The organism is Sulfuricaulis sp., from assembly GCF_024653915.1.
Classification (GTDB): Bacteria; Pseudomonadota; Gammaproteobacteria; order Acidiferrobacterales; family Sulfurifustaceae; genus Sulfuricaulis.
In genome coordinates this window covers 29,524-43,441 of record NZ_JANLGY010000016.1, presented here as the reverse complement: position 1 = coordinate 43,441, position 13,918 = coordinate 29,524, and the positions used below count along the sequence as shown (strand labels likewise).

The 13,918-nt window shown below is 58.1% G+C and carries 14 protein-coding genes; 9 read left to right on the top strand and 5 right to left on the bottom strand.

Features of this window, described 5'->3' with window-relative positions; translation table 11 throughout:
- Nucleotides 1–24: 24 nt before the first annotated feature.
- The 6 genes from NUV55_RS08735 (at nt 25) to ftsB (ending at nt 6,885) form a co-directional block, all read left to right on the top strand.
- Nucleotides 25–984, top strand: coding sequence for an acetyl-CoA carboxylase carboxyltransferase subunit alpha (locus NUV55_RS08735; RefSeq protein WP_296672127.1), 960 nt, complete (start codon nt 25–27; stop codon nt 982–984).
- A complete protein-coding gene (tilS, locus tag NUV55_RS08730; RefSeq protein WP_296672125.1) occupies nt 971–2,371 on the top strand; it encodes a tRNA lysidine(34) synthetase TilS in 1,401 nt (466 codons plus the stop codon). The genes NUV55_RS08735 and tilS overlap by 14 nt, the downstream gene beginning before the upstream one ends.
- Before the next feature lie 233 nt (nt 2,372–2,604).
- On the top strand, nt 2,605–4,260 hold the full coding sequence (locus tag NUV55_RS08725; RefSeq protein ID WP_296672123.1) for a CTP synthase: 1,656 nt from the start codon (nt 2,605–2,607) through the stop codon (nt 4,258–4,260).
- Nucleotides 4,257–5,102 carry a 3-deoxy-8-phosphooctulonate synthase gene (gene kdsA / locus NUV55_RS08720; RefSeq protein WP_296672121.1) on the top strand — a complete coding sequence of 282 codons (846 nt, stop codon included), beginning with the start codon at nt 4,257–4,259 and terminating at the stop codon, nt 5,100–5,102. The genes NUV55_RS08725 and kdsA overlap by 4 nt, the downstream gene beginning before the upstream one ends.
- A gap of 128 nt (nt 5,103–5,230) precedes the next feature.
- A complete protein-coding gene (eno, locus tag NUV55_RS08715; RefSeq protein WP_296672120.1) occupies nt 5,231–6,526 on the top strand; it encodes a phosphopyruvate hydratase in 1,296 nt (431 codons plus the stop codon).
- Nucleotides 6,527–6,567: 41 nt separating this feature from the next.
- Nucleotides 6,568–6,885 carry a cell division protein FtsB gene (ftsB, locus tag NUV55_RS08710; protein WP_296672118.1) on the top strand — a complete coding sequence of 106 codons (318 nt, stop codon included), beginning with the start codon at nt 6,568–6,570 and terminating at the stop codon, nt 6,883–6,885.
- 154 nt (nt 6,886–7,039) lie between these two features.
- Here the strand turns inward: ftsB and NUV55_RS08705 are convergent, their stop codons facing one another.
- From NUV55_RS08705 to NUV55_RS08685, 5 genes are all read right to left on the bottom strand, one after another.
- Complete coding sequence (locus NUV55_RS08705; RefSeq protein WP_296672116.1) at nt 7,040–7,651, bottom strand: hypothetical protein; 612 nt, start codon at nt 7,649–7,651, stop codon at nt 7,040–7,042.
- The gene (locus tag NUV55_RS08700) at nt 7,648–8,112 is read right to left on the bottom strand and encodes a universal stress protein (RefSeq protein ID WP_296672114.1); all 465 of its coding nucleotides are present in this window, start codon (nt 8,110–8,112) and stop codon (nt 7,648–7,650) included. The genes NUV55_RS08705 and NUV55_RS08700 overlap by 4 nt, the downstream gene beginning before the upstream one ends.
- A gap of 85 nt (nt 8,113–8,197) precedes the next feature.
- Nucleotides 8,198–8,320, bottom strand: a complete 123-nt coding sequence (locus NUV55_RS08695) for a hypothetical protein (protein WP_296672112.1) — start codon at nt 8,318–8,320, stop codon at nt 8,198–8,200.
- Nucleotides 8,321–8,341: 21 nt separating this feature from the next.
- Complete coding sequence (locus NUV55_RS08690) at nt 8,342–9,928, bottom strand: putative sulfate exporter family transporter (RefSeq protein ID WP_296672111.1); 1,587 nt, start codon at nt 9,926–9,928, stop codon at nt 8,342–8,344.
- 168 nt (nt 9,929–10,096) lie between these two features.
- A complete protein-coding gene (locus tag NUV55_RS08685) occupies nt 10,097–11,152 on the bottom strand; it encodes a folate-binding protein YgfZ (protein WP_296672109.1) in 1,056 nt (351 codons plus the stop codon).
- 180 nt (nt 11,153–11,332) lie between these two features.
- Here NUV55_RS08685 and sdhC point away from each other — a divergent pair, with 180 nt between their 5' ends.
- Genes sdhC through sdhA form a run of 3 tightly spaced genes read left to right on the top strand, consistent with a single transcriptional unit; the run spans nt 11,333 to nt 13,817 of the window.
- Nucleotides 11,333–11,719 carry a succinate dehydrogenase, cytochrome b556 subunit gene (gene sdhC, locus NUV55_RS08680; protein ID WP_296672108.1) on the top strand — a complete coding sequence of 129 codons (387 nt, stop codon included), beginning with the start codon at nt 11,333–11,335 and terminating at the stop codon, nt 11,717–11,719.
- The gene (gene sdhD, locus NUV55_RS08675; RefSeq protein ID WP_296672253.1) at nt 11,716–12,054 is read left to right on the top strand and encodes a succinate dehydrogenase, hydrophobic membrane anchor protein; all 339 of its coding nucleotides are present in this window, start codon (nt 11,716–11,718) and stop codon (nt 12,052–12,054) included. Before sdhC ends, sdhD begins: the two co-directional genes overlap by 4 nt.
- Nucleotides 12,051–13,817, top strand: a complete 1,767-nt coding sequence (sdhA, locus tag NUV55_RS08670; RefSeq protein ID WP_296672106.1) for a succinate dehydrogenase flavoprotein subunit — start codon at nt 12,051–12,053, stop codon at nt 13,815–13,817. The genes sdhD and sdhA overlap by 4 nt, the downstream gene beginning before the upstream one ends.
- Nucleotides 13,818–13,918 lie beyond the last annotated feature (101 nt).

Below are 13,918 nucleotides of genomic sequence, written 5' to 3'. Positions count from 1 at the left end.
CATATAAATCCTTATTCAATATTCATGAATCAAAACTACCTCGACTTCGAACAATCCATCGCCGATCTGGAAGCCAAGATCGAAGCCTTGCGTTACGCCGATAAGGGCGGGGCGATCAACATCAATGATGAAATTAACAAGCTCAGCGCCAAAAGCCGCAAGCTGACCGAATCGATTTTCCATTCACTGACTTCGTGGCAAATCTCGCAGCTCGCGCGCCATCCGCTGCGTCCTTACACGCTGGATTACCTCGCGCGTGTTTTCACTGAATTCGAAGAGTTGCATGGCGATCGTACTTTTTCCGATGACCCGGCGATCGTCGGTGGGTTGGCGCGACTCGACGGACGTCCGGTGGTGGTGATTGGGCATCAGAAAGGGCGCGATACGCGCGAAAAGGTGCGGCGTAATTTCGGCATGCCGCGACCGGAAGGTTATCGCAAGGCCTTGCGTCTCATGCGCATCGCGGAACGTTTCCATTTGCCCCTGATCACGCTGATCGATACCCCGGGGGCCTATCCCGGTGTCGGCGCGGAAGAACGCGGCCAGAGCGAGGCCATCGCGCGCAATCTCTATGAAATGGCGCGGCTGCACACTCCTATCGTGAGCGTTGTTATCGGTGAGGGAGGGTCGGGCGGGGCGCTTGCCATTGGCGTGTGTGACCGGTTACTGATGTTGCAGTATTCGACATATTCCGTGATATCACCCGAAGGTTGCGCCTCGATACTGTGGCGTTCCGCCGACATGGCCGCGGAGGCGGCACAGGCCATGGGCATTACCGCTGAAAGTTTGAACCGCCAGGGCTTGGTGGATGAAATCGTGACGGAGCCGCTGGGCGGTGCGCATCGTGACATGGACGAGATCGCCAAGACCCTGAAATCATCCCTGATTGCCACTCTCAATAATCTGGGTTCCGTGCCGCTCGAACGCCTGCTCGAAAGGCGCTACGACCGCTTGATGCATTACGGCGAATATGAAGAGCATTGAAGACGTGCAGGGACGCACTAATGTCGCGGGAGACAGGATGTCGGGGGCGAAGCCCATCTTTTCTCCCTCGACATTGGCGGATGTCCTGCACCGCCTGGGCCTGTCCTCCGCTACACCACTGAAAATCGCTTTCAGCGGCGGTCTTGATTCCTGTGTGCTTCTGCATGCGCTGGGTGCCTTGCGCGCATCGCTGGACTTGCCTTTACACGCGATCCACGTGGACCATGGGCTGCACCCCGATTCTTCCAGTTGGGCGCAGCGCGTGCAGCAAACCTGCGAACGTCTGCAAGTTCCTTGCACGGTGGAACGCGTGCAGGTCACGCAAATCCGCGAGCATGGGCTGGAAGACGCTGCACGTCGTGCGCGCTATGCCTGTCTGGCGCGGAATGTTGGAAAAGGCGAAGTATTGCTCACGGCCCACCATGCCGATGACCAGGCCGAAACCGTATTATTACAACTGCTCCGTGGGGCCGGTGTGCCCGGCCTGGCGGCCATGCCAGCCATGACAGCGTTTCGCGCCGGCCGCCTGGCGCGACCGTTACTGGGTTTTACCCGGGAACAGCTGGCCAATTATGCCCGACAGGAAAATCTGCAATGGATTGAGGACGCCAGCAATAGCGACTTGCGGCTCTCGCGGAACTATCTACGCCATCAGGTATTTCCCTTGCTGGAGGCGCATTGGCCTGAGGCATCGCGCCGAATCTCACGTTCGGCGGGCATGGCGGCGGAGGCGGGAGAGTTGCTGGACGAGCTGGCGGAATCAGATTTGAAAGTGTGCGGTGGCATGGAGAAGGCTAAATTATCGGTGGCAGCGCTACGGGGATTGACCCCTCCTAGGCAGCGCAATCTTGTCCGCTATTGGCTGCGTCGCCAGGGTTTTCAGGCACCGTCCGCCATGCATCTGGATCAAGTGCTGATGCAGGTCATGCGGGACCCGCGCTCAAACCGGGCCGTGATTCGCTGGCCTGGAGCCGAAGTGTGCCGCTATCGTGATGAGCTCATTGTGTTAAGACCGCGTGGCGCAACGAATTCCGGCTGGAGAAATCACTGGAAGCTGACAGATCCTCTGGAAATCCCGGGCGTGGGATTATTACGCGCCGAGAAATCACAGGGTGACGGCCTGTCGCATGACCGCATTGGCCAGTTCCCCATTATTGTTGGACTGCGTCAGGGCGGCGAAATTTGCCGCCTTCCCGGTCGCGCGCACCATCACAAGCTCAAGAAACTCCTTCAGGAAGCTGGCATCCCGCCATGGGAACGCAATCGTCTGCCGCTGGTTTATGTCAATGGAGATCTCGCCGCCATTGGCGATCGCTGGGTGTGTGAACCGTATGTGGCGCGAGCGAACGAACCGGGATGGAAATTGCGGCTTGATCCCGTGCCCTAATTTCGTGGCTTTTAAGAGGCCTGAAAAAAGGGAAATTTCACCGCAAAGACGCAAAGAGCGCAAAGGAAAAAGTAAGTATTTTGTAATTTGAAATTCGCCTTTCTTTGCGTCCTTTGCGCCTTTGCGGTGAGCTATTTTTTGTTTCTATATAAATCGGTTGTGCAAAGCACCGTCATCTGGTAGCTTGTGTTTCCGTTCTGCGGCGTTACTCAACTCCTGCTAAACGGGCCGAAATGACTAAATTTGTCTTTGTGACCGGCGGTGTCGTGTCCTCTCTGGGCAAAGGCATTGCCTCCGCGTCGCTGGGTACCATCCTCGAAGCACGCGGCCTCAAGGTTACCCTTCTCAAGCTGGACCCCTACATTAACGTCGATCCGGGCACCATGAGCCCGTATCAGCATGGCGAGGTGTACGTCACCCAGGATGGCGCTGAAACCGACCTTGACCTCGGGCATTACGAGCGCTTCGTGCGCACGAAAATGAGTAAGCGCAACAATTTCACCACCGGCAAAATTTACGAGAATGTTATTCGCAAGGAGCGCCGGGGTGATTACCTGGGCGCCACCGTGCAAGTCATCCCGCATATCACGGACGAGATAAAACGTTGTATCCAGCAAGGCGCCAACGACGCCGACGTGGCGCTGGTCGAGATCGGCGGCACGGTGGGCGATATCGAATCGCAACCGTTTGTCGAAGCGATACGCCAACTGGGAGTTGAGCACGGACACAGTAATGTCGTGTATCTCCATTTGACGCTGGTGCCGTACATCGCGGCGGCCGGTGAACTCAAAACCAAACCCACACAGCATTCGGTCAAGGAACTGCTGTCACTCGGCATTCAGCCGGACATCCTGTTGTGCCGCGCGGAGCGTCCGCTGCCAGAGGACGATCGCCGCAAAATAGCGTTGTTTACCAACGTGCCCACGCGTGCGGTTATCACGGCACTCGACGTGGACAACATCTACAAGATTCCGCGACTGTTGCACGAGCAGGGGCTGGATGAGATCGTCGTGGAAAAGCTGCACCTCAATGCGCGTCGGGCCAATCTGTCAGAATGGGACAAGGTTGTGCATGCCATGGAGCATCCGACCGGAGAAATTACCGTGGCCATGGTTGGCAAGTACGTGCACCTCACGGAATCCTATAAGTCATTGTCCGAGGCCCTGAAGCACGCCGGACTGCACACGCTGACGCGGGTCAATATTCGCTACGTGGATTCCGAGCTGATTGATTCTCAGGGAACGGCGCAACTGGAAGATGTCGATGCGATTCTGGTGCCAGGCGGCTTCGGCGAGCGTGGGATCGAGGGCAAGATCAAGGCGGTTAACTACGCGCGCACGAAGGGAATTCCCTATCTTGGCATCTGCCTCGGCATGCAGGTGGCCGTAATCGAATATACTCGTAACGTGGTTGGCCTCAAGGGCGCGCACAGCACCGAGTTTAACTCCAAGACGCCGCATCCCGTGATTGCCATGATCACGGAATGGATTACGGCCGAAGGTGAGAAAGAGAAGCGTCGCGAGGGTGACGATCTCGGTGGCACCATGCGTCTGGGTGGCCAGGAATGCAAGTTGATGCCCGGAACTCATGTACGAGGCTTGTATGGCAAAGATTCCATCGTCGAGCGGCATCGTCATCGTTATGAATTCAACAATCACTACCGCGATATGTTGCAGGAGAAGGGCTTGGTGATTGCCGGGACCTCCATGGATAATATGCTGGTGGAAATTATCGAGCTCAAGGATCATCCCTGGTTTGTTGGCGTGCAGTTTCATCCTGAATTCACCTCGACACCCCGCGATGGCCATCCGCTGTTCATTGGGTATGTCCAGGCCGCGCGCGCACGCCATTCCCAGGACGTGCCACGCACGCAGGCCGCCGCGACATGAAGCTCTGTGGTTTCGAGGCCGGGCTGGACCGGCCGTTTTTCCTCATTGCCGGACCCTGTGTCATCGAAACCGAGCAGCTGGCGCTGGATACCGCCGGCCAGCTCAAGGAAATCACCCACAGCCTCGGCATCCCGTTTATCTATAAATCGTCCTATGACAAGGCCAACCGCAGCTCCTCGAAATCCTACCGTGGGATGGGCATGGAAAAGGGCCTTGAAATTCTGGCCAAGGTGCGCAAACAGATCGGCGTGCCGGTACTGACCGACGTACACGAGGTCGATGAAATTGCGGCTGTAGCCGCCGCGGTGGACGTCCTGCAAACCCCCGCGTTTCTGTGCCGCCAAACCGATTTCATCAGGGCGGTCATGGGCGCCGGCAAGCCGGTTAATATCAAGAAGGGCCAGTTCCTCGCGCCGCATGACATGAAGAATGTCGTCGACAAGGCCGTCGAGGCCGGTGGCAAGGGTCGTGTCCTCGTGTGCGAACGCGGTGTTTCCTTTGGATACAATAACCTGATCTCGGACATGCGTTCGCTTGCGATCATGCGCGAGACCGGCTGCCCCGTGGTGTTCGATGCCACGCATTCGGTGCAATTGCCCGGCGGGCAGGGAAACAAGAGCGGTGGTCAGCGCGAGTTCGTACCGGTGCTGGCGCGCGCGGCGGTGGCCACGGGTGTCGCGGGCCTGTTCATGGAAACCCATCCGGATCCGGACAAGGCGCTTTCTGACGGGCCGAATGCCTGGCCGCTGGGGCGCATGAAGGATTTGCTTGAGACGCTGAAGGAACTCGATGCCGCGGTCAAGCGCCGCGGCTTCGCCGAAATGTCGTATATGCCAAACTGAAAAACCAAATATCACCGCAAAGGCGCAAAGGACGCAGAGAAAGACAAGTTTAAAATTTCAAGAATGTTCTACCTTTGCGCTCTTTGCGTCTTTGCGGTGAATTTCCTTTCATTTAAGAAATAACAACCATGCCTGTGATTACTGATATACGTGCGCGCGAAATTCTGGATTCGCGCGGAAACCCCACTATTGAGGCGGATGTCATCCTGAAATCCGGCGTCATCGGCCGTGCCGCTGTGCCTTCCGGCGCTTCGACCGGTGCGCGCGAGGCCATCGAACTGCGCGACGATGATACCCGGCGCTATGGCGGCAAAGGCGTGAAGAACGCCTGCGCCCATGTGAACGGTGACATTCGCAAAACACTCCTCGGCAAAGATGCGCAAGACCAAACCGGCGTAGATCGAGCCATGATCGAGCTCGATGGCACGGACAACAAATCGCGCCTTGGCGCCAATGCGCTGCTTGCCGTATCGCTCGCCTGCGCGCGCGCTGTGGCGTCCGATATCAAACAGCCGCTTTACCGATATCTCAATGGGCTGGCGGGTAATGTGTCCATGCAAATGCCGGTGCCGATGATGAACATCATTAACGGCGGCGCCCATGCTGACAACAATATTGATTTTCAGGAATTCATGATTCTGCCAGTGGGTGCAAACACATTCACTGAGGCCTTGCGCTGTGGCGCGGAGGTGTTTCATGCCCTGAAAAAAGTATTGCACGGCATGAAACTCAGCACCACGGTGGGCGATGAGGGCGGGTTCGCGCCTGATCTCAAGTCCAACGAGGAAGCACTACAGGTCATTCTTCAGGGCATTGAGAAGGCTGGGTACAAGTCAGGCACGGATGTATGTCTCGGCATCGATGTGGCCAGCTCCGAATTCAATAAAAACGGAAAATATTTATTGGAATCTGAGAAAACGAGCCTGACGGCCGAACAGTTCGTCGACAAACTGGTCGTTTGGACAGACAAATATCCTGTTATTACTATCGAAGATGCCTGCGGCGAGGAAGATTGGGCTGGCTGGGAACTGCTGACGAAAAAGCTAGGGAAGAAAATTCAGCTCGTGGGTGATGATTTGTTCGTTACCAATACCTCCATTCTGGAGCGGGGCATCAAGCAGGGCGTGGCCAACTCCATCCTGATCAAGCTGAACCAGATCGGCACACTGAGCGAAACTCTTGCCGCGATCGCCATGGCGCGCCAGGCCGGCTATACCTCGGTCATTTCACACCGTTCCGGCGAAACCGAAGACAGTTTCATCGCTGATTTGGCGGTGGCGACCGGCACCGGCCAGATCAAGACCGGCTCCCTGTCACGCTCGGACCGCGTGGCCAAGTACAACCAGCTTCTGCGCATCGAGGAAGAAATGGGCTCGAAGGCCGGATATCCAGGCCGCCGCGCGTTTCCCATGCTGGCAAATTGAGACGCTCAGTTGGCAGATGTTCAGTAGGCTAGAATGAGTTTGTGAAATTAGCCGCCTATGCCCTTCTGGGGCTGCTGGTCCTGTTGCAATATCCGCTGTGGTTTGGCGATGGCGGAGTGATAGCCGTGTGGCGACTCAATCGGGAGATTGCCGCACAACAGAAAGAAAATGCTCAGCTCAAGGAGCGTAATCAGACGCTCGAGGCGCAGGTTAACGACCTGAAGCAGGGGCTCGAAGTCATCGAGGGGCGCGCGCGATCTGAGCTTGGCATGGTGAAGAAGGGGGAGACTTTTTACCAAGTCATCGACCCCAAACCGGAGGCTGCACCTCCGAAAAAAACCCAACCCGAGAAAAAGTGATGTGCGTGATCAGCGCTAGGGAAGGTCTGATTTATATGATTATCTACCGCAGAGAGCGCGGAGTACGCAGAGAAAAATCATGAAAATGAACTGGAAAATCTCTGCGATCTCTGCGTACTCTGCGGTGAAAACTCATAAATCAGAGATTCCCTAGTTAATTATTCTGTTCGATCAGGTAGATCAGCAGGACGAACAGAAAAAAGAAAAACTCCGCCACGGTAATCAGGTAGATAAACCACACGATGCGGCGGGCGGAGGGTTTCATGGGAATCCAGACCCGGCGCATATACCAGCGCCATCCCGGCAGCCATGACCAGCGCTTGAGCCGCACAAAATACAATCGCAACGATTCCGCCCAGGCCTTGAGGCTCTTGTCCACCTCCGCCTGGCGTTGTTCGCGTTCAGCCACCGGCAGCAGATTGTAGTCGTCGGTAACGGTCAGGCGACTTCCGCCCGTTGCCGGTTCGATCGTGAACGCGGTGTATTTCTTGATTCCGCCGGAATAGGCCACGGTCAGCCCGCGCCCGTCCTCGTGAGCGACATGCAGGTCGAGCGACTGGCGCAACTGGTTGCTCTTGTTCTCGAACTCGACGTGAAAGGTGTCGGGCCCGGTCTGGCGCCAGACGTTGAAATAATAATAGGGATTGAGGCGGAACAGGACCTCGACGTCGCGGCTGAGGTCGCTCAATTCCTCTGGACGGAGCGTGGTGTGGATGGTGGCCCAGGCCCTGTCTTCATCCGGGCTGGATTGCGAAGCGGCGGTCACTTCGGGCGCGGAACAATCAGCAGGGGTACGCGCAGGGCGCGAGTCAGTTTCTCGGTGTCCATGCGTGAACGCAGCCCGGCCTTGCTGCGTGGCCGGGGCGAGCCGATCACCACCAGGTCGATGCCGGTGCGTTTGGCGCGCTCGATCAGGCAGTCAGTGGGTTTGCCGAGCGTCATGTCCGGGCGGTAGCGAATGCGGCGTTTGGCCGCCAGCTTTTGCAGACGCTGCACGTGGAGACGGATTTCATCTTCCAGCTGGTTTTCGACGTAGCGCCCGAAGATATCGCGCGTCGAGGCATTGTTGAGCCAGTCGTCGCCCTGCATGCCTTTCCAGAAATCCGGTACCACGATCAGGTGGTGCAGGGTGCCGCCAGGCGGACATAGCGCCAGCGCGGTCTTCTCGGCGGCGCGCGCGCCGTCGGTGTCATGGCTGGCGAGGAGGATGTGTCGGGTCTTGAACATTCACTGTAACCCTCAAAGAAAACCCGGTGGGGCGCTGGGGCGCACCACCGGGTATGGTTGCAAGACGATACCTGTTATACGTGTGTTACGCGATGAACACGTAGACCAGGAAGGCGATGGCCAGCGAGATGATCAGTGCCGTAAAGTCCTCGTGGCGGTCGCTTTTGAAAATGGTCAGCGCGCTACCGCGATCGAATTTATCTTTCATGGTTTTGTCCTCTCGTAGACGTTAAATGGTTTCGTGCACGAACATCATGACCACGATCAGGGCGCCGATTGCCTTGGTCGCGCCCACGACGGTGCCGATGATCAGCGGCTGGCCGCCGGCCTGCTTGATCGATGCCATGGTGATCTGCATGCCGAGGCCGACCAGACCGAAGGTGAAGAACCAGGCAATGAGATTACGGAACATCTTGATCTTACCCGCGGTGTGATAAACGGCGCCATGCGCCTTCTTCAATATTGCATTGCCATCCTTGGACAGGATCTTGGCATTGGCCACGCCACGCAACAGGGTATCATCATCGATTGACATGGTCTTCTTGTTCTCCATCAGGCGGGCGATGGCGGCCTTCTGGTCTTCACGCTGGACCTTGCCGACCTCGGCCTGCAGGGTGGCGACTTCCTCGTCCTTCAGCAGCTTGCTGTGGACCTTGCCTTCCTTGTCAGTCTTGACCAGCTTGGCCTCGCTGTTGTCGAAGAACTTGCCCTTGTAGTGCTGGGCCGGCGCGAACACGCCGGTGGAAGACAAAGCGAACATCAGGATGAAGCCCAAGACGAACACCGGGAACTTGCCGAGGACCACTTCGCCGAGGTTGACCTTGAGGTCGGTCTGCTCGCGTTTCACGTACCACACCGCCAGCCACAGCACGATGATGGGCAGGAACAGCACGCGCGTGATGTTGAAGATTTCGGCGACCTTGAGGGTCTCGATGCCGTCCGGCTGGAAGGCCAGCGCGGCACCCGCCACCTGCGCCGAGTTCAGAATGCCGGTGCCGGCCCAGGCGCCGAACTGGATCGGGCCCATGTCCATCGCCTTGCCGACGATCGGGAAAATGAACATCATCAAGATGCCCCACAGCAGGATGGTGCCGATGGTGTAGGCGATTTCGGTTGATTTCGCCTGCACGACCGGGGCCGCGGCGACCGCAGCGGATACGCCGCAGACACCGAGACCGGCCGAGAGCACGCCACCCATGGAGTTCGGGATGTTGCGCCGCGCGCCCATCCACAGCACCAGGCCGACCGAACCCAGCACGAAGAAGCCGATCAGCACGACCGACAGCTTGCCGAGCTGCGCCAGCTCCGCGAGGCTGTACAGGGTGCCCAGCAGGATGACGCCGGTTTTCAGGCCGAGACGCGACAGGCGTACGCCGTTCTGCGCCCATTCAGGGATCTTGAATACGTTCACCACGATAATGCCGGCGATGATGCCCATCACCACGTAGTTCAGGTTCAACATCTTGGCGAAATTAAAACCCAGGGCGGGCTCGGCGTTCTTGCCCCAAAGCCCCATCATCGGATCGAGCCCCCACTTCACCACGAACGCGATCAGCATGATGAACATGAGGCCGCCGATGGTGGAGATGTAATAGTCTGCCTGACCTTGTTTCGGCGTGGCCAGCAATTGCCACAGGCCGACCACGACTGCGATCCCGCCGAACCAATATCCGAGCGTGACCATCTCGCCGGCGTGTTTGCCCGTGTGAAGCAATTTAATAAGCGGCTCCATCATGCCGGCCGACACCATGTAGGCGTAGGCCACCATGATGACGCCCATGATTAACGTCCACGGAGTTTTCTTGGTGTATATCATATTGCTTGTCTCCTAAACTGGTTGTAAGGCAACCACTTGTGCAACATCCCGGACTTTATAAGAATTTACTTATATAGCAGCAATAGACGCAAACGATTCAAGCACAAGCCTAGACACCACACAAGCGATGTCAATGCGACCAACACCGTGACGGCAAGCGGCGGACGTTTATTCCGCGCGGGTGGCGGGCGCGACAGGGTAGGGTAAGTTTTGCAGTGAGAGCCTCGGACCGTTTTCGCTCCCGTGATGGAGTTTGCCCGCCTCGGCGCTGCTGATCTGGATCACGGCCAGCAGGTCGAAACCGTTATCCGGCGCGGGTTGGGCGGCAACAACCGTTCCCGCCGATTGCCCCGGAAAGTCCGGCGCGAAAATGGCGTCACCCGGGCGGGGCAAGGCGTCGTTTTCAACATGCGCGCGGTACATGCGCTGTTTGAGCTTGCCGAGATACTGCATGCGCGCCACGATTTCCTGACCGGGGTAGCAGCCTTTCTTGAAATTCACGCCGCCCACGATTTCGAGATTGGCCATCTGCGGCACGAAGACGTCGCTGGTTTCCGGATGCACGCTGGGAATGCCCGCCATGATGTCGAGCCACGCCCAAGCCGACGGGCCGACGGGCGTCGCTTTGGCTTTCAGGCTATTCCACAATTTTGTGGCAACATCCGTTGCGGCGATAATTTCAAAACGGGGATGCGGGCCGGGAAGTCTTGCGATAGTTATTTCATCGCGCGTCTCGCAACCGTCGACGCTGCCAGGCGCGAAACCTGTGGCATCGTGCAACAGTTTTTCCGCATCCGGTCCTGAAATGCCGAAGCCGACCAATTCGTCATTCACGGGGTCGAGTGTTACTTTCGCGCGCATCACAAACATTTTCAGGCGTTTGAGCGTTGTTTCCAGCAGGGCAGCCGGTAATTGCAGCAGGGTGTCGTCACCGCGCCGGAACAGGCGGAAGATGACCAGCATCCGCCCTTTGGGGCTGCACCAGGAGGAGAGCTGGTTGTGTGTCGCGTCCAGACTGCGCAGGTCATTGCTGAACTGACCGTTGAGAAAATTCTGCGTGTCCGCGCCGCGCGCGCGGATCAGAGACAACTCTGACAAATCAACCAGCACGTTGCCCTGGGCGGCTGCGCGGCGTTCTATCGCGGGGTTGCCAAAGTGTTGGACGCGCTCGTCCTCGAGGATTGCCCCCTGGCTCTGAATGAATGATTTCCACGCATTGATCACGGCTTGGCTTCCATCGATAACTGACCGGGATGCGCATGATAGCGGAATCCCGGCGGCGGTGAAAAACGGCTGGACGCCAATAATAACGGGATTACACTATAGCCAGCTTGAGATTCCCTCCCTTTGGGTGCGGGTTAACAGGATGAACCGAGACAGGGAAGTACGGATTTAGAAAATATTATGGGGAAAAACAAAAAACGTCCCGTATACCTGAATCTCTTCAAAATCCGCCTGCCCGTGGGCGGCATACTGTCCATCCTGCACCGCGCCACGGGCGCGCTGTTGGTTCTGTTGCTGCCGTTCGCCCTCTATATGTTGGATCGCTCACTGCAAGACCCCGCGGCCTTTGCCGAAATCAGCGCACGCGCTACCAGCCTTGAGGGCCGGATTGTCATCCTTATAACAGTATGGGCCTTTGCCCAGCATTTCATGTCCGGCATGCGCCACTTGTTACTCGATGTCGGTATCGGCGACTCCAAATCGACCGCGCGCCTGAATGCCTGGCTGTCCTTTGCCGCTATAGGCGTTATTGTGATTCTGACGGGGGCCTGCCTGTGGAACGCATGAGAGCCACCGGCAGTGCTCACGCCGGCATGCTGCAATGGCTGTGGCAGCGCGTGACCTCGATTTACATGGCGGGCTTCGTGGTTTATGTCATCGTGCACCTGAGCCTGGCGCCGATCCGTGATCACGCCGCATGGCAGGCCTGGTTTGACGTCGGTTATGTCCGCATGGCCTGGGCGATATTCATTCTGAGCATCCTGGTGCACGCCTGGATCGGCATGCGCAGCATCTATCTCGATTATCTCCATCCGCTATGGCTGCGCTTCAGCGTTTCGCTGTTCACGGCCCTCGGTTTGCTGGCCTTGGGCCTGTGGGCAGCGCGGGTCCTGCTCGCATGAAGAATATCGCGCGCCGGCGTTTCGACTGCCTTGTCATCGGCGCCGGGGGCGGCGGATTGCGCGCGGCGCTGCAACTGGCGCAGGGCGAGGCCCATGTCGCCGTGGTGTCCAAGGTGTTCCCCACGCGCTCGCACACCGTGGCGGCGCAGGGCGGCATCAACGCGGCGCTCGGCAATACACAACCGGACAACTGGCACTTTCACATGTACGACACCGTGAAGGGTGGCGACTATCTCGGTGATCAGGACGCGATCGAATACATGTGCCGCGCGGCGGCGAATCTGGTGATCGAGCTCGAACATTACGGCGTGCCGTTCTCGCGCCTGGAAAATGGCCGCATCTACCAGCGCGCCTTTGGCGGCCAGAGCCTGAACTTTGGTGGCGAACAGGCGATGCGCACTTGTCCGGCGGCCGACCGTACCGGCCACGCCATGCTGCATGCTCTCTATCAGCAGAACCTGAAGGCACGCACGCACTTCTTCGATGAATTCTTTGCCGTCGATCTGCTGATGGACAAGGACGGTTATGCCCTCGGCGCGCTGGTGATCGAAATCGAAACCGGTGAGCCGTTAATCATCGAGGCCAAAACCACGCTCATCGCCACCGGCGGGGTGGCGCGCGTCTACCGCACCACCACCAATGCGCTCATCAACACCGGCGATGGCATGGCCATGGCGCTGCGCGCCGGCGTTCCATTGCAGGACATGGAGTTCGTGCAATTCCATCCCACTGGCATCGCTGGCAAGGGCATGCTTATTTCGGAAGCCGTGCGCGGCGAGGGTGGGTATCTGATCAACGGCGAGGGCGAGCGCTTCATGGAACGCTATGCACCCAAAGCCAAGGACCTCGCCAGCCGCGACGTGATCAGCCGTGCGATCTACGAGGAAGTCCACGCCGGGCGCGGTTGCGGCCCGAAGAAGGACCATGTACTGCTGAAGGTCGATCATCTCGGTGAGGAAATCATTTCCAAGCGCCTGCCGGGCATACGCGAATTGGCTATCCGCTTCGCACATACTGACCCGGTGGAAAAACCTATCCCGGTGTATCCCACGGCGCACTACACCATGGGTGGCATTCCTACCAACCGCCACGGTCAAGTCGTGGTGCCGGTGCACACCGGGCCGGAAGAGGAAGTACCGGGCATGTACGCCGTGGGTGAATGCGCCTGCGTGTCGGTGCACGGCGCCAACCGCCTCGGCGGCAATTCACTGCTCGATATCATTGTCTTCGGCCGCGCTGCCGGCAATCACATCCTCCAATATCTCAAGGAAAATCCCCGCCATCGCGCCATGCCGGAGGAGGCCATTGACCGCGCCATGGCGCGCCTGACGCGCTGGGACAAGCAGGGCGAGGGCGAATCCGTCGATCTGATCTGTGACGAGCTGCGCCTGGTCATGGAAGAACACTGCGGCGTGTTCCGCGAGCAGAAAATCCTCGATGCCGGTATCAAAAAGGTCGCGGAGCTGCAAGCGCGCCTGAAACGGGCCACGTTGCGCGACCACAGCAAGGTGTTCAATACCGCCCGGATAGAAGCATTGGAACTGGAAAACCTGATGGACATCGCGCTGGCCACGATCCATTCCGCCGCCGCGCGCCACGAATCCCGCGGCGCACATTCAAGAACCGATTATCCCGAGCGCGACGACAAGAACTGGCTCAAGCACACGCTTTACAGCAAAGAAGGGAACAAGCTCGATTACAAGCCGGTGCGGTTGAAGCCGCTTAGCGTTGAAACTTTTCCGCCGAAGGAAAGGGTGTATTAACGCCGCTAAATTAGCCCTTCTACCCAAAATACGCTCAGTCCGCTTTCGACCCGAAGCAGCCGTAGCCAAGAAGGGCCAGTACAACGCAACCTCGCACCCAC